This is a genomic window from Streptomyces sp. NPDC059092, assembly GCF_042756365.1.
Lineage (GTDB): Bacteria > Actinomycetota > Actinomycetes > Streptomycetales > Streptomycetaceae > Streptomyces.
On the sequence record NZ_JBHZEJ010000001.1, the window covers coordinates 272,135 to 286,841 of the forward strand.

At 69.8% G+C, this 14,707-nt stretch carries 14 protein-coding genes, 1 tRNA gene and 1 riboswitch; of the genes, 7 read left to right on the top strand and 8 right to left on the bottom strand.

Annotated features, from left to right (window positions below; translation table 11 throughout):
- Positions 1–18: 18 nt before the first annotated feature.
- Together ACFXPL_RS01135 and ACFXPL_RS01140 are read right to left on the bottom strand one after the other, a co-directional pair.
- Positions 19–855: an ABC transporter permease gene (locus ACFXPL_RS01135; protein WP_384910647.1), complete on the bottom strand. Its 837-nt coding sequence runs from the start codon at positions 853–855 to the stop codon at positions 19–21.
- Positions 856–934: 79 nt separating this feature from the next.
- Positions 935–1,735 (bottom strand): ABC transporter permease, encoded by an 801-nt coding sequence (locus ACFXPL_RS01140; RefSeq protein WP_384910422.1) that lies wholly within the window; start codon positions 1,733–1,735, stop codon positions 935–937.
- A gap of 599 nt (positions 1,736–2,334) precedes the next feature.
- Between ACFXPL_RS01140 and ACFXPL_RS01145 the strand changes: the two genes are divergently transcribed.
- Positions 2,335–4,872, top strand: a complete 2,538-nt coding sequence (locus tag ACFXPL_RS01145) for a transglycosylase domain-containing protein (protein ID WP_384910425.1) — start codon at positions 2,335–2,337, stop codon at positions 4,870–4,872.
- A 115-nt stretch (positions 4,873–4,987) separates the two neighbouring features.
- Here the strand turns inward: ACFXPL_RS01145 and ACFXPL_RS01150 are convergent, their stop codons facing one another.
- From ACFXPL_RS01150 to ACFXPL_RS01160, 3 genes are all read right to left on the bottom strand, one after another.
- Positions 4,988–5,308: a DMT family transporter gene (locus ACFXPL_RS01150; protein ID WP_384910428.1), complete on the bottom strand. Its 321-nt coding sequence runs from the start codon at positions 5,306–5,308 to the stop codon at positions 4,988–4,990.
- Between the two features lie 34 nt (positions 5,309–5,342).
- A riboswitch (guanidine-III (ykkC-III) riboswitch) is annotated at positions 5,343–5,406 on the bottom strand.
- Positions 5,407–5,443: 37 nt separating this feature from the next.
- Complete coding sequence (locus ACFXPL_RS01155; RefSeq protein WP_329827408.1) at positions 5,444–5,746, bottom strand: co-chaperone GroES; 303 nt, start codon at positions 5,744–5,746, stop codon at positions 5,444–5,446.
- 160 nt (positions 5,747–5,906) lie between these two features.
- On the bottom strand, positions 5,907–6,254 hold the full coding sequence (locus ACFXPL_RS01160; protein WP_384910430.1) for a DUF3618 domain-containing protein: 348 nt from the start codon (positions 6,252–6,254) through the stop codon (positions 5,907–5,909).
- A gap of 143 nt (positions 6,255–6,397) precedes the next feature.
- On the opposite strand from ACFXPL_RS01160, the gene bcp reads away from it, so the two are divergent.
- The 4 genes from bcp (at position 6,398) to ACFXPL_RS01180 (ending at position 9,779) form a co-directional block, all read left to right on the top strand.
- Entirely contained in the window at positions 6,398–6,865 is a 468-nt protein-coding gene (bcp, locus tag ACFXPL_RS01165; protein ID WP_384910433.1) for a thioredoxin-dependent thiol peroxidase, read from the top strand.
- A 162-nt stretch (positions 6,866–7,027) separates the two neighbouring features.
- Positions 7,028–8,524: a glycine betaine/L-proline transporter ProP gene (proP, locus tag ACFXPL_RS01170; protein WP_384910437.1), complete on the top strand. Its 1,497-nt coding sequence runs from the start codon at positions 7,028–7,030 to the stop codon at positions 8,522–8,524.
- A gap of 116 nt (positions 8,525–8,640) precedes the next feature.
- Positions 8,641–9,642 (top strand): HNH endonuclease, encoded by a 1,002-nt coding sequence (locus ACFXPL_RS01175; RefSeq protein WP_384910440.1) that lies wholly within the window; start codon positions 8,641–8,643, stop codon positions 9,640–9,642.
- Positions 9,643–9,695: 53 nt separating this feature from the next.
- Positions 9,696–9,779: transfer RNA gene (locus ACFXPL_RS01180), tRNA-Leu, on the top strand.
- A gap of 56 nt (positions 9,780–9,835) precedes the next feature.
- Here ACFXPL_RS01180 and rdgB read toward each other — a convergent pair.
- The 3 genes from rdgB to ACFXPL_RS01195 form a co-directional block, all read right to left on the bottom strand.
- Positions 9,836–10,438: an RdgB/HAM1 family non-canonical purine NTP pyrophosphatase gene (rdgB, locus tag ACFXPL_RS01185; protein WP_384910443.1), complete on the bottom strand. Its 603-nt coding sequence runs from the start codon at positions 10,436–10,438 to the stop codon at positions 9,836–9,838.
- A gap of 60 nt (positions 10,439–10,498) precedes the next feature.
- A complete protein-coding gene (gene rph / locus ACFXPL_RS01190) occupies positions 10,499–11,230 on the bottom strand; it encodes a ribonuclease PH (protein WP_384910446.1) in 732 nt (243 codons plus the stop codon).
- Positions 11,231–11,419: 189 nt separating this feature from the next.
- A complete protein-coding gene (locus ACFXPL_RS01195) occupies positions 11,420–11,653 on the bottom strand; it encodes a glucose PTS transporter subunit EIIB (protein WP_384910449.1) in 234 nt (77 codons plus the stop codon).
- A gap of 168 nt (positions 11,654–11,821) precedes the next feature.
- Between ACFXPL_RS01195 and ACFXPL_RS01200 the strand changes: the two genes are divergently transcribed.
- Both ACFXPL_RS01200 and ACFXPL_RS01205 read left to right on the top strand, forming a co-directional pair.
- Positions 11,822–13,099, top strand: coding sequence for a PTS transporter subunit EIIC (locus ACFXPL_RS01200; RefSeq protein ID WP_384910451.1), 1,278 nt, complete (start codon positions 11,822–11,824; stop codon positions 13,097–13,099).
- A 178-nt stretch (positions 13,100–13,277) separates the two neighbouring features.
- Entirely contained in the window at positions 13,278–14,564 is a 1,287-nt protein-coding gene (locus ACFXPL_RS01205) for a PTS transporter subunit EIIC (protein WP_384910454.1), read from the top strand.
- Positions 14,565–14,707: the final 143 nt, after the last annotated feature.

Below are 14,707 nucleotides of genomic sequence, written 5' to 3' on the forward strand. Positions count from 1 at the left end.
CAGCCGGACGCACCCGGATCAGCTCCCCGTGCTGCGGTACGCCCGCAGCCCCACGCGCCACGCCAGCCCCGCCAGCGCGCAGCAGCCGCACGCCACCACCGGCGGCAGGAACGCCACCGCGTCCGGCAGCCCCAGCGGGTCCTCCCGGCCCAGCACGTACAGCGCCGGAATCCAGTTGACGAAGGCCAGCGGCACCACGAACGTCACCCCGCGCACCAGGTCCTGCGCGAAGACCGTCGGCGGATACTGGAGCAACGTCGTCCCGCCGTACGTGAACGAGCTCTGCACCTCGGCGGCGTCCTGCGCCCAGAACTGGAACGCCGCGCCCGCCACGAACACGGAAGCGAAGATCGCCGCACCGCTGACCAGCATCAACGGCACCATCGCCACCCGTGCGACCGTCCAGTCGATGTCCAGCACGAGCAGCGCGTACCCCAGCACCAGCAGCCCCTGCACGACCCGGCCGAGCCGGCGCAGCGCGAACCGGTCGGCCGCCACCTGCGCCAGTACGGGGACGGGCCGCACCAGCAGCGTGTCGAGCGTCCCGTCCCGCACCCGGCGGCCCAGCCGGTCCATCGAGCCGAGGAGCAGATAGGCGAGGCCGAAGGCCGTGCCCGCCGTCCCGTACAGGAAGGCCACCTCGGGCAGCGAGTAGCCGCCCAGGGCGTCGACGTGCGTGAACATCACCAGGATCGCCACGAAGTCGAAGGCCGTCACGGCGAAGTTGGCGAGCGCCGTCATCACGAAGGACGCGCGGTACGTCATCGTGGCGCGCGTCCACATGGCCACGATCAGGCCGTACGCCCGCAGCCCGTCCCACAGCGCCGCCGCGCGCGAGGCCCGCGGAATCCACAGCTCCGCCCCTCCTGCCTCCGCGTCCGGTACGCCCCGCACATCCGGTGCGTCCGCCACGGATCCCTCCGCGAACGTCTCGTCAGCCACCCTGGACCACCACCCTCCTCGTCGCCACGGTCTGCAGCAGCCGCCCGGCCACCAGCAGCCCCGCCGCCCAGCACGCCTGGAACGCGTACGCCCCCACCAGGTCCCACCCGGTACGCCGGCCGAGGAAGACGTCCGCCGGGATCTGGAGCAGCGAGGACCAGGGCAGCGCCCGCGCGATCTCCCCCAGCGCCCCCGGGAAGAGGGTGAGCGGCAGCAGCAGCCCGGAGAAGAACGTCCCCGCCAGGAACGAGATCTGCGCCACGCCCGCCCCGTCCATCAGCCAGAACGCGGAGAGCGCCACGAGATAGCGCAGCGCGAAGCTGACGACCACCCCGAGCGCCACCGCCAGCAGGAAGGCCACCCAGACCAGCGGCGAGCCCGGCATCGCCAGGTCGAACACGAGCGAGCCGGCCGCCATCGGCGCGATGCCACGCCCCAGCAGATGGAAGAGCGCACGGCCCAGATCCCCGGCCAGCCACCAGAGCTGGAGGTCGGCGGGGCGGTAGAGGTCGACGGCGATGTCGCCGGTACGGATGCGCTCGATCAGCTCGTCCTCGAAGCCGCCGCCCATCATGGAGCAGGTCATCAGCAGCGCCTGGCCGAGCCATACGAAGGTGACGGCCTGGGAGAGGTCGTAACCGCCGAGCTGCGGCCGTTCGTCCCAGAGGGCGGTGTAGGTGTACGCGATGATGAAGCCGAACACGGTGTTGGTGAACGTCCCGGCCACCGTGGCCACCCGGTACGTCGCGTGACGCCGGAACCCTCCCGCGGCCACGGCTAAGTAGAGCCGCACGAAGGCCCCTTTCTCTCTCTTCGCTTGCCGGCCGGACGCCGGCCGGACGCCGGGGCGTGTGCCGACCGGGCGCCGGCCGGACGCCGGCCGGATGTCAGTGGGCCGCCGGCCGGACAACGGCCGGCGGCTGAGCGCGCCCGAGCCACCGGCCGCAGGCACCAAAGCGCACGACCCTAGGGCCTCTCGTTTGGATCTTGCCGGGCTCGCGCGCCCGCGGTGACATCAGCCGCTGACGCGGCGGGCCGCGCCTCGCGGCGTTGTCGTCACTCATCCCCAAGGTCTCGGCTTCGCTCGACCAGGGGAGACCCCATCCGCTCCCGCGTCGCCTCCCTCCTCCGCCTTGCGATCCACGGCACCAGACCCCGCTCCCTGCCGCGGCCAGATCCAAACGAAAGACCCTAGTGCGGTCCGACCGGGCGGCGCGACCGAATATCCGGCGCCGCCGCGCCCGGCGCCGCGCCGACCGTCCCGCCGGTAGGCGTTCTGGCCGTGTTTCATAGGGATACGCAGCGTTTCTCCTGCCTGCGTGACGAATGGCCTGATACGACACCGTTATGCCGGAGAGTCATCCTCCGGCCACGGCCGAGGAGTCTCCACGCATGAACGACGAGCCACAGCGGCCCGGCTGGGCCCCGCGAGACCCCTCGGCACCCACCCCGCCGGGCGACGACAGCGGCACCGACGTCCCCACCGGCGCCCCCACCGACACGCAGGCGGAGACGCGGTCGGAGACCCGGGCGGGAAAACGCGCCGAGCGGAAGGCCAAGCGGCGCCGCAGGACCGGCCCGCGCAAACTCCTCCCGACCTGGCGCATGACGCTCAGCGGGCTCCTGTTCTGCGCGCTCGCCCTCATCGGCGGCTTCGCCCTCGGCTACAAGCTCGTCGACATCCCGGCCGCCAACGCCGCGGCCACCGCCCAGTCGAACGTGTACCTGTACGCGGACGGCACGCACATCGCCCGCGACGGCGACATCAACCGCGAGAACGTCCAGCTCGCCCAGGTGCCCAGGGCCGTACAACGGACCGTGCTCGCCGCCGAGGACCGCGGCTTCTACAACGAACCCGCCGTCGACCCGCAGGGCATGATCCGCGCCGCCTGGAACACCGCCATGGGCAAGGGCACCCAGGGCGGCTCCACCATCACGCAGCAGTACGTCAAGAACTACTACCTCGGCCAGGAACAGACGGTCAGCCGCAAGGCCAAGGAGTTCTTCATCGCGATCAAGCTCAACCGCGAGCAGACGAAGGAACAGATCCTCCAGGGCTACCTGAACACCAGCTTCTTCGGCCGGAACGCGTACGGCATCCAGGCCGCCGCGCAGGCCTACTACAGCAAGGACGTCGACGAGATCACCACCGCGGAGGGCGCCTACCTGGCGTCACTCCTCAACGCGCCCAGCGAGTTCGACGTCGTCCTCCACCCGGCGAACAAGCCCGCCGCCGTCGCCCGCTGGAACTACGTCCTCGACGGCATGGTCAAGGAGAAGTGGCTCGACCCCCGCGCCCGCGACACACTGAAGTTCCCCACGCCCGGCCCCATCAGGTCCGCGGCCGTCGGCCTCTCAGGACAGCGCGGCTACGTCGTCCAGGCCGTCGGCGACTACCTCGCCGGCCACCGGATCATCGACGCGAACACCCTGGCCACCGGCGGCTACCGGATCACCACCACCCTGGAGCGCAAGAAGCAGAACGCCCTGGTCAAAGCCGTCGACCACCAGATCACCTCGCAGCTCGACAGCGCACGCGCCGCCGACCGCAACGTGCGTGTCGGCGGCGCCTCCATCAACCCGGGAACCGGCCACGTGGTCGCCATGTACGGCGGCGTCGACTACACCGAGCAGTACGTCAACAACGCGACCCGCCGCGACTACCAGGTCGGCTCCACGTTCAAGCCGTTCGTCTTCGCCTCCGCCGTCCAGAACGGCTCCCAGACCCAGGACGGCCGCCCCATCACCCCCAACACCGTCTACGACGGCGACACCGGACGCATGGTCGAGGGCCGCGACGGGCCCACCGGCTACTCCCCCGACAACGAGGACGACACCGACTACGGCCCCATCACCGTCAGGGTCGCCACCGACAAGTCCGTCAACGCGGTCTACGCGCAACTGGCCCAGGACGTCGGCCCCGCCACCGTCAAGGACACCGCCGTCGCCCTCGGCATCCCCGCCGACACCCCCGACCTCACCGCCTCCCCCTCCATCGCCCTCGGCCCGGCCACCGCGAGCGTCCTCGACCTGACCCAGGCGTACGCGACCCTCGCCCACCACGGCGAGCGCACCCCGTACACCCTGGTCGCCAAGATCACCAAGAACGGCACGGACATCGCCCTGCCCGCGCGGCCCACCACACGGGCCGTCAGCCGCGAGGCCGCCGACACCACCACCGCCATGCTGCGCGGCGTCGTCGACGGCGGGACCGGCACCGCCGCCCAGACGGCGGGCCGCCCGGCCGCGGGCAAGACCGGCACGGCGGAGGAGGACCGGGCGGCCTGGTTCGCCGGATACACGCCGAACCTGGCCACGGTCGTCGCCGTCATGGGCGCCGACCCCAAGACCGCCCGGCAGAAGCCGCTGTACGGGGCGCTCGGACAGGCCCGGATCAACGGCGGGGGCGCGCCCGCCCAGATCTGGGGCGAGTACACCGCGAGCGCGCTGCGGACCACGCCCGTACAGAACTTCGACCTCCAGGTGGAACCAGGCTCGTCCGAGACGGCGCCCCCGGACGAGCAGGAGTCGCGGGAACCCGGCAGGGCGGGCAGCGCCTCACCGCGGCCCAGCACCCAGGGGCATACTCAGGGGCCGTCACAGGGACAGACCCAGGGTCCGTCACAGGGCCGAACGGGTGGCGCCACCACCGGGGGCACCACCTCGGGCCGGAGCAGACCCCCGGGCCAGGGCGGGCCGCAGGGCGGGGCGGACGGAACCGGCGGCGGTACGGCAACCACGGGCGGCGCGACGACGACCGGCTCCACCACCGGCGAGGGGCCACCGGCCGGCGGCGCCCCGGACACCACGGGCGGGGACGGAGCGGGCGGTACGGGAGACACCGGGGCCGCCGACGGCCCGAACACGACGGGCGGCCCGGCGGGACAGGGGCCGCCGCCCGCCCAGGACCAGGGCCCCGGCAACCTCTAGCCGTATCCAGTGGCCACACGTATCCAGTGGTCACACGTGTTCACCGGCCACACGTGTTCACCAGCCACACGTGTTCACCACGTGTCCACGCCTCCACGTGGCCGGCTCCCCGGGATCAGTGCCCGGAGGTCGCCTTCAGCCCCACCACGGCCACCACCAGCAGCACGACGAAGAAGATCCGGGCGGCGGACGCCGGCTCCCCCAGCACCACCATGCCGAGCACCGCCGCACCCGCCGCGCCGATACCGACCCACACGCCGTACGCCGTCCCGATCGGCAGCGTCCTGGCCGCCTGCGACAGCAGCACCATGCTCACCACGATCCCGGCACCGGTGAACACGCTCGGCCACAGCCGCGTAAACCCTTCGGTGTACTTCATCCCGATCGACCAGGCGACCTCGACCAGACCCGCGACGACCAACAGAACCCACGCCATGACGGCACCTCCGGCACAGAAAGCACGGACAACAGGTGCGTCGTCTTTCGGTTGACCCGGTACGGCGCGTCTCGTCGGGTCCCCCCAACGTAGCAAACACGCCAGGCGGGCCCGTACAGGGCGGCTGAAGAGCGGTTACAGATAAAGCCCGGTCGAGTCCTGGGACCCCTCGAACCGGTCGGCGGCGACCGCGTGCAGATCGCGCTCCCGCATCAGGACGTACGCCACCCCGCGCACCTCGACCTCGGCACGGTCCTCGGGGTCGTACAGCACCCGGTCCCCCGGCGTCACCGTACGGACGTTCTGCCCCACGGCGACCACCTCGGCCCAGGCCAGCCGCCGGCCGACCTCCGCCGTCGCCGGGATGAGGATGCCGCCGGACGAGCGCCGCTCGCCCTCCGGGATGTCGGTCCTGACCAGCACGCGGTCGTGCAGCATCCGGATGGGCAGCTTGTCGTGTTGGCTGGGGGAGTTCTCGCTCACGACCCCGAACCTACCTGCCCGCGGCGCTCCCGTACGCCAGAGGGGTGACACGGGCGACGACACGTGCGACACGGACCCGCGGCGGGAACCACCGCGGTCCCCGCCCCGGGAACGGTCACCTCTTGCGGCGCTTCGCCGGCCCGGACGTCCTGGCCGGCCTGCCCGCCATCACGAGCAGCCCCACGACGCCCACCGCGAGCAGCGCCACCGGCACCACCCGCTCCAGCCGGGGCCCGCCGTCGTCAGCGACGAACGACGCGCGTACGCCCGCCACCGTCCTGTTCACGGCGACGAACGCCCGTCCTGCCGTCTGGTCCACCGTGGAAGCCACTCTGGCCTTCGCGTCGCCGACGATCGTCCTCGGGTGCACCCGCACCCCGATCTCGTCCAACGTCTCGGCGAGCTGCCCGCGCCTGCGGACGATGTCCGCCTCGATCTGCGCCGGGGTCCTGGAATCCGACACCGCGCTGCCTCCGTCGTCGTGTCCGGTAGTCCTTGAGCGACAGTCTGTCAGCTCCACCCCGGCCCCACCCGACGGCACCCCCGATTACGGCCCGGTGGTTACGCTCAGGCCCGTACCGCCCCGCCCGACCTCGGAGGAGAACCATGAGCGAGCGACTGACCCCCGGCGACACCGCCCCCGCCTTCACCCTGCCCGACGCGGACGGCAAGGACGTCTCGCTCTCCGACCACCAGGGCCGCAAGGTCATCGTCTACTTCTACCCCGCCGCGCTCACCCCCGGCTGCACCAAGCAGGCGTGCGACTTCACCGACAACCTCGACCTGCTCGCCGGGGCCGGATACGACGTCATCGGCGTCTCACCGGACCGGCCGGAGAAGCTGGCGAAGTTCCGCGAGCAGGAGAACCTGAAGGTCACGCTGGTCGGCGACCCGACCAAGGAGACCCTGGAGCGGTACGGCGCCTTCGGCGAGAAGAAGATGTACGGCAAGACCGTGACGGGCGTGATCCGCTCCACGCTCGTCGTCGACGAACACGGCAAGGTCGAGCACGCGTTCTACAACGTACGGGCGACGGGCCACGTGGCGAAGATCATCAAGGACCTCGGCATCTGACCGGCGAGCCCGGAACGGCCACCGCCGGAGAACGGGCCACCGGCGGAACACTGTGACCGAAGTCCCACTTCCGTGGGGCTTCGGTTTGCATCCGGCGCCAGCGTGCAGAAGGTTCCCCTGGACTGCATTCACTCCAGGGAATCCGAGGAAAGGACCCGCGCCATGGCCGGCCAGGAGCACGAAGAGGCGGCCGACCCCGCAGCGGTCAAACGCCACCCCGCACTCTTCCGCACCATCCAGCGGCGGAAGAACCCCAAACTACGCCGGTCCGACATCACCGTCACCGACGAACAAGCGGTCAAGCGCGCCGTGAAAGCCGCCTCCCTGGGTAACGCCATGGAATGGTTCGACTTCGGTATCTACAGCTACCTCGCCGTCACCATCGGCCATGTCTTCTTCCCCTCGGGGAATTCCACGGTCGAACTTCTCTCCTCCTTCGCGACTTTCGCCGTCGCCTTCCTCGTACGCCCACTCGGGGGAATGTTCTTCGGCCCCCTGGGTGACAGGCTCGGCCGCAAGAAAATCCTGGCGCTGACCATGATGCTGATGGCGGTCGGCACCTTCGCCATCGGCCTGATCCCCTCGTACGCCACGATCGGCTTCTGGGCCCCGGCACTGCTGATCCTCTTCCGGCTGGTCCAGGGCTTCTCCACGGGCGGCGAGTACGGCGGCGCGTCCACCTTCATCGCCGAGTACGCCCCCGACAAGCGCCGCGGCTACTTCGGCAGCTTCCTCGAATTCGGCACCCTCGCCGGGTACGTCGGCGCCGCGGGCCTGGTCACCGCGCTCACCGCGATCCTCGGCTCCGACACGATGGCGGACTGGGGCTGGCGCGTACCGTTCCTCATCGGCGGCCCGCTCGGACTCGTCGGCCTCTACCTGCGGCTGCGCCTCGACGAAACGCCCGCCTTCCAGAAGCTGCAGGCGCAGAGCGCGCACGCCTCCGAGGCTGCGGACACGGTGGAGACGACGGCAAAGGGTGACCTCGCGGACATCTTCCGCCGGTACTGGCCGTCGCTGATCCTCTGCATCGCGCTCGTCGGCGCGTACAACATCACGGACTACATGCTGCTGTCGTACATGCCGACCTACCTCTCGGACCAGCTCGGCTACAGCGAGACGCACGGCCTGCTGATCCTGCTCGGCGTGATGGTCGTCCTGATGATGATCATCAGCCAGGTCGGCAAACTCAGCGACCGCTACGGCCGCAAGCCGCTGCTGATGACCGGCATGCTCGGCTTCTTCTTCCTCTCCCTGCCGGCCTTCCTGCTCATCAAGCAGGGCAGCATCCCCGCGATCGTGGCCGGCATGCTGATGCTCGGCCTCTCCCTGGTCTGCCTCCTGGGCACCATGTCGGCAGCGCTCCCGGCACTCTTCCCGACCCACGTCAGGTACGGCTCACTGTCGGTCGGCTACAACCTCTCCGCCTCCCTCTTCGGCGGCACGACCCCCCTGGTGATCACCGGCCTGATCAGCCTGACGGGCGACGACCTGATGCCCGCGTACTACGCGATGGCGGCGGCACTGGTGGGCGTGATCGCGGTGGCCTGCATGAAGGAAACGGCCCAGAAGCCGCTGACCGGCTCGCCCCCGTCGGTCGAGACACCGGAGGAAGCGGTGGAACTGGTCCAGTCCCAGACCCCGGAACCCAAGTTCTGACCCCTCCACCACCTCGCTCGGATATCGGACGGCTGCGCCGGATGGCGTAACCGTCCGATATCCGGTTCGTTACTCAGTGCGACGCCGCGAACGCGCGGCCGGACCGAGGAGGAGCCGTGCCCGAGCCTTACGACCGGGACCATCTGGCCACAGCCGTCTCCGATGCGCAGACCTGGGCGGATCTGATGCGCCGCCTCGGGCTCAGATCAAGTGGCGGGCAGCGCCGCGTCCTTCAGCAGAAAGTTGCCGACCTCGGCATCGACACCAGTCACTTCAAGCAACGGAGTCCGTGGCGGAAGTACCCGGACGAGGTCATCGCCGCCGCTGCCGCGACATCCACGACACTGCGTGAGGTCGTTGCCAAGCTGGGCGTGCCACCCGCCACAGGCACGCTGTCGCACATCGCCCGCCGCATCGAGGCGGCGGGCATCGACATCAGCCACTTCCCGGGGATGAATCTCACCCCGACCGAACTGCCGTTCACCACCCCCGAACTGGCGGACGCCGCCGCCTCCGCCGACAGCATCCGTGGCGTAGCCCGCATTCTCGGAGTACCCGACGACAGCCGGTCGCGCGCGGCACTCGGCCGCATGCTCAAGGAGCGGGGCATCGACACCGTTCATTTCCGTAACGCGCGCCTCGCGATCCCAGAGACAGCGCTGCGCAACGCGATACCTGGCGCCTCCAGTTACGCGGGCGTCATGCGCGCCCTCGGACTCCAGGTGAACGACACAAATCACCGCCGTGTTCGGCGGAAGGCGGCCCAACTGGGCCTTGACACCAGTCACTTCAAGCGGCGCGCCTGGGGAAAGGCGCAACCGCGCGCACCGAAACCCGTGGCCGACGACACACTCGTCGTCCTGCCGCAAGGCTCCCCTCGCACCAACCGCCCCCGACTGCACCGGGCACTGCAGGAGATCGGTATCCCCTACCGCTGCGCGTCCTGCGGGAACACCGGCGAATGGCTGGGCCGGCCGATCACACTCCAGATCGACCACATCAGCGGCGACTGGCTGGACAACCGCGCCGAGAACCTGCGTTACCTGTGCCCGAACTGCCACGCGCTGACGGACACGTGGTGCCGTAGCCGCCGGAAGAAGCACGAGCTCAGGGGCTAGATCCTCTCCAGCTCTCCTGAAAGCCGCCCGGCCGGTACGATGGCTTACGGCTAGCGGCGGTGGCGCAGTGGTGACGCGGCAGACTTAGGATCTGTGGCCTGTGAAAGGGCTTGAGGGTTCGAATCCCTTCCGCCGCACAGCAGTCGGCCTGCGTATCGAAGGATTGATACGCAGGCCGATTCTGTCGTTCGGCTCAGCCCAGCAGCTCCCGTACGACCGGGACCAGGGACCGGAACGCCTTGCCGCGGTGGCTGATCGCGTTCTTCTCCGCCGCCGTCAGTTCCGCGCACGTCCTCGTGTCGCCCTCCGGCTGGAGGACCGGGTCGTAGCCGAAGCCGCCCGTGCCCGCCGGGGTGGGGCGGAGGGTGCCCAGGAGGCGGCCTTCCACCACGCGTTCCGTGCCGTCCGGGAGGGCCAGGGCCGCCGCGCAGGCGAAGTGGGCGGTGCGGTGGGGTGGGGCGATGTCGGCGAGCTGGGCGAGGAGGAGGTTCAGGTTGGCCTCGTCGTCGCCGTGGGTGCCCGCCCAGCGGGCGGAGAAGATGCCGGGGGCGCCGCCCAGGACGTCGACGCAGAGGCCGGAGTCGTCGGCCACGGCCGGGAGGCCGGTGGCGGTGGCGAGGGCGTGGGCCTTGAGGAGGGCGTTCTCGGCGAAGGTGACGCCGGTTTCCTTGACGTCGGGGATGTCGGGGTAGGCCTCCGCCCCGACCAGTTCGTGCGGCAGGCCGGCGTCCGCGAGGATGGCCTTGAGTTCGGTGATTTTCCCGGCGTTGCGGGTGGCGAGGATCAGGCGGGTCATGCCCACCAGTATCCGTACCGTACGGACGCGCCGGACGGGCGCCCGTACGGTACGGGGGCGTCAGGCCGTGCGGGCGAGGGCTTCGTTCTGGAGGGCCGCGAGGTCGACGCAGCCGGCCGTCGCGAGGTCCAGGAGGGCGTTCAGCTCCTTGCGGTCGAAGGGCTCGGCCTCGGCCGTGCCCTGGACCTCGACGAAGCGGCCGTCGCCGGTGCAGACGACGTTCATGTCGGTCTCGGCGCGGACGTCCTCCTCGTAACAGAGGTCGAGGAGGGGCGCGCCGTCGACGATGCCGACGCTGACGGCGGCGACGGTGCCGGTGAGGGGGCGGCGGCCGGCCTTGACGATCTTCTTGCCCTGGGCCCAGGTGATGGCGTCGGCAAGGGCGACGTACGCGCCGGTGATGGCGGCGGTGCGGGTGCCGCCGTCGGCCTGGAGGACGTCGCAGTCGAGGACGATGGTGTTCTCGCCGAGCGCCTTGTAGTCGATGACGGCGCGCAGGGAGCGGCCGATGAGGCGGCTGATCTCGTGCGTGCGTCCGCCGATCTTGCCGCGTACGGATTCGCGGTCGCCGCGGGTGTTGGTGGCGCGGGGCAGCATGGAGTATTCGGCGGTGACCCAGCCTTCGCCGCTGCCCTTGCGCCAGCGGGGGACGCCTTCGCTGACGGAGGCGGTGCAGAAGACCCTGGTGTCACCGAAGGAGATGAGGACGGAGCCCTCGGCGTGCTTGCTCCATCCGCGTTCGATGGTGACGGGGCGGAGCTGTTCGGGGGTGCGGCCGTCGATTCGAGACATGGCCGTGAGCCTATCGGGACGTGGGGAGGGGCCTGATCCGGCGGTGGTGACCGTGGTCGGATTCAGGCCCCTCCTTGTCCGCGGGCGATTCCGCTCGCGATTCTTCGTCGTCCGTCGTCCGTCGTCCGTCGTCCGTCGTCCGTCGTGCTTCCGCGTCGCGATTCCGGCGTCGCGCTTCCGCGTCGTGCTTTACATCATGTCTTCGATGTCGGCGGCGATGGGGTCGGCGTCCGTACCGATGACCACCTGGACCGCGGTGCCCATCTTGACCACGCCATGGGCTCCGGCCGCCTTGAGGGCGACCTCGTCGACGAGGTCGGGGTTGACGACTTCGGTGCGGAGGCGGGTGATGCAGCCCTCGATCTCCTCGATGTTGTCGAGCCCGCCGAGTCCGGCGACGATCTTCTCAGCCTTGGTGGCCATGTCTTTACTCCCTGACGTTCGAACACAGACCGTTTTGTCACCGTAACGCACGGTTGGCTCATCTTCACGGGCGAGCGGTCACGCCGTACCGAATGATGGCGGGGAGAAGCCTAACTCAACTGGTCTACACCAGTCATGGAGGGATGGGAGAGGAATGGGGGAACGCCGATGAGCGCCGACGGCGCCGCCGTGCCGCAGCGGTCGGCGGGGCGGCCGAGGAGCCCGTGGAACGGTCTGTTCCAGGGGCTTCAGAAGGTCGGCCGGAGCCTCCAGCTCCCGGTGGCCGTACTGCCCGCCGCCGGCCTGCTGGTCAGTCTGGGCAATCTCTTCTCGGCGTATCTGCACGGGCCGTTCTGGGACAGGACGGCGAAGGTGTTCACCCAGGGCGGTACGGCGATCCTCGACGCGGCGTTCGGGCTGCCACTGCTCTTCTGCATCGGTGTGGCGATCGGTTTCGCGAAGAAGGCGGACGGGTCGACGGCGCTCGCCGCGGTCGTGGGCTTTCTCGTCTATCACAACGTGCTGGCCGCGTTCCCGGTCGACGGCACGGTGACGAAGACGGTGCCGGAAGGGGTGCCGCAGAACCCGGGGGTGCTCGGGGGCATCCTGATCGGGCTGCTGACGGCGGTGGTCTGGCAGCGGTTCCACCGGACGCGGCTGGTGGACTGGCTGGGGTTCTTCAACGGGCGGCGGCTGGTGCCGATCCTGATGGCGTTCATCTGCGTGGTGCTCGGCGTGGCCTTCGGGCTGCTGTGGCAGCCGGTGGGTGACGCGCTGACGGCGTTCGCCAAGCAGCTCATCGGGCTGGGCGCCTGGGGTGCGGGGATCTTCGGGGTGGCGAACCGGCTGCTCATCCCGATCGGTATGCATCAGTTCCTGAATACGTTCTTCTGGTTCCAGGCGGGTTCGTTCACGAAGCCGGACGGCACGGTCGTCCAGGGCGATCTGACCCGGTTCTTCGCCGGGGATCCGTCGGCGGGGCAGTTCATGTCGGGGTTCTTCCCGATCATGATGTTCGGGCTGCCGGCGGCGGCCCTGGCCATCACGCACTGCGCGCGCCCCGAGCACCGTAAGCGGATCGCGGGGCTGATGCTCTCCGTCGCGCTGACGTCGTTCGTCACGGGGGTGACCGAGCCGCTGGAGTTCTCGTTCATGTTCGCGGCGCCGTTGCTGTACGGGGCGCACGCGCTGCTGACGGGCGCTTCGATGGCGATCACCTGGGCGCTGGGGGTGCACGCGGGGTTCAGTTTCTCGGCCGGGCTGATCGACTATGTCGTGAACTGGCACCTGGACACCAAGCCCTGGCTGATCATTCCGATCGGTCTGTGCTTCGCGGTGGTCTACTACGTGGTCTTCCGGGTCGCGATCACCGTGTTCGACATCCCGACGCCGGGGCGGGAGCCCGAGGAGCTGGAGTCGGCGATCGAGGAGCAGAACACCAAGTAGCCGGAGCGGCGGGCCCGGGTCAGCCTGAGCGGCGATCGGGTAATCCGAGTAACCCAGGTCACATTTTTCGCCGAATTACGGCGGTTCCTTATCCGTTCCTCACCGTGTACAACTGGTCTAAACCATTGAGTGGTGTAGACCACGCGGCCGTCTGCCGCGTTCCCCCTGGAGGAAGTTGATGTCCACGGCCAGCGCCGCCCCCGCGGCGGAGAACAAGCCCGCTGCGGCAAAGCCGAAAAAGGGCAGCGGCCTGATGTCCGTGATGCAGCGTATCGGGCGCAGCCTGATGCTGCCCGTCGCGGTCCTGCCCGCCGGGGCGCTGCTCGTACGGCTCGGCAACGGGGACATGCTCGGCCGTGACTCGTTCCCCGCGTTCGTCACGAAGATCGCGGGCTTCATGGCCGCGGGCGGCAACGCGATCCTGGACAACATGCCGCTGCTGTTCGCCGTCGGCATCGCGATCGGTTTCGCGAAGAAGGCGGACGGCTCGACCGCGCTCGCCGCCGTCACGGGCTATCTGGTCTTCAAGAACGTGCTGGCCACCTTCACCGACGCGAACCTGCCCAAGGTCGCGCAGGTGGTGGACGGCAAGATCGTGATGACGGACGCGCCCGTCGACGCGAAGGTCCTCGGCGGTGTGGTCATGGGCGTCGTGGTGGCCCTGCTGTACCAGAAGTTCTACCGGACGAAGCTGCCGGACTGGGCGGGCTTCTTCGGCGGCCGTCGCCTCGTACCGATCCTCTCCGCGTTCGCCGGGCTCGGGATCGGCATCGTCTTCGGCTACATATGGCCGGTTCTGGGTGCCGGGCTGCACAACCTCGGTGAGTGGCTGGTGGGTTCCGGCGCGGTCGGCGCGGGCATCTTCGGTGTCGCCAACCGTGCGCTGATCCCGGTCGGCATGCACCATCTCCTCAACTCGTTCCCGTGGTTCCAGGCCGGTACGTTCGACGGCAAGAGCGGCGACATCAACCGGTTCCTGGCGGGCGACCCGACGGCCGGTCAGTTCATGACGGGCTTCTTCCCCATCATGATGTTCGCGCTCCCGGCGGCCTGTCTGGCCATCACGCACTGCGCGCGCCCCGAGCGCCGCAAGGCTGTCGGCGGCATGATGCTCTCGCTCGCGCTGACCGCGTTCGTGACGGGTGTGACGGAGCCGATCGAGTTCACGTTCATGTTCATCGCGCCGGTGCTGTACGCGATCCACGCCGTGCTGACCGGTGTGTCGATGGCGCTGACCTGGGCCCTGGGCATGAAGGACGGGTTCGGCTTCTCGGCGGGCGCGGTCGACTACTTCCTCAACCTGGGGATCGCGACCAACCCGTGGGGGCTCGCGCTGGTCGGGCTCTGTTTCGCGGCGCTCTACTACGCGATCTTCCGCTTCGCGATCATCCGGTTCAACATCCCGACGCCGGGGCGGGAGTCGGACGAGGAGCTGGCCGAACTCCGCAAGGCCGAGGCCAAGTAGGCCGTAGGCCGCTCTCCCGGCGTTCTCCGCCACCCCAGGCCCCGTGGGCCCGGCCGATGTCAGGACCCGCCCGGGCCCCCCGCGCCGGCCAGCGCGTAGGGCGGCCCACACCCGGCGCGTATAAAAAAAAAAAACGCCCACCC

Coding starts and splice junctions, on each gene's coding strand:
- ACFXPL_RS01200 (WP_384910451.1), top strand. CDS start 11,822: ATGAGCGCCGACGGCGCCGCCGTGCCGCAGCGGTCGGCGGGGCGGCCG.
- rdgB (WP_384910443.1), bottom strand. CDS start 10,438: ATGACCCGCCTGATCCTCGCCACCCGCAACGCCGGGAAAATCACCGAA.
- ACFXPL_RS01205 (WP_384910454.1), top strand. CDS start 13,278: ATGTCCACGGCCAGCGCCGCCCCCGCGGCGGAGAACAAGCCCGCTGCG.
- proP (WP_384910437.1), top strand. CDS start 7,028: ATGGCCGGCCAGGAGCACGAAGAGGCGGCCGACCCCGCAGCGGTCAAA.
- ACFXPL_RS01155 (WP_329827408.1), bottom strand. CDS start 5,746: ATGCTGCACGACCGCGTGCTGGTCAGGACCGACATCCCGGAGGGCGAG.
- ACFXPL_RS01145 (WP_384910425.1), top strand. CDS start 2,335: ATGAACGACGAGCCACAGCGGCCCGGCTGGGCCCCGCGAGACCCCTCG.
- ACFXPL_RS01195 (WP_384910449.1), bottom strand. CDS start 11,653: ATGGCCACCAAGGCTGAGAAGATCGTCGCCGGACTCGGCGGGCTCGAC.
- bcp (WP_384910433.1), top strand. CDS start 6,398: ATGAGCGAGCGACTGACCCCCGGCGACACCGCCCCCGCCTTCACCCTG.
- ACFXPL_RS01150 (WP_384910428.1), bottom strand. CDS start 5,308: ATGGCGTGGGTTCTGTTGGTCGTCGCGGGTCTGGTCGAGGTCGCCTGG.
- rph (WP_384910446.1), bottom strand. CDS start 11,230: ATGTCTCGAATCGACGGCCGCACCCCCGAACAGCTCCGCCCCGTCACC.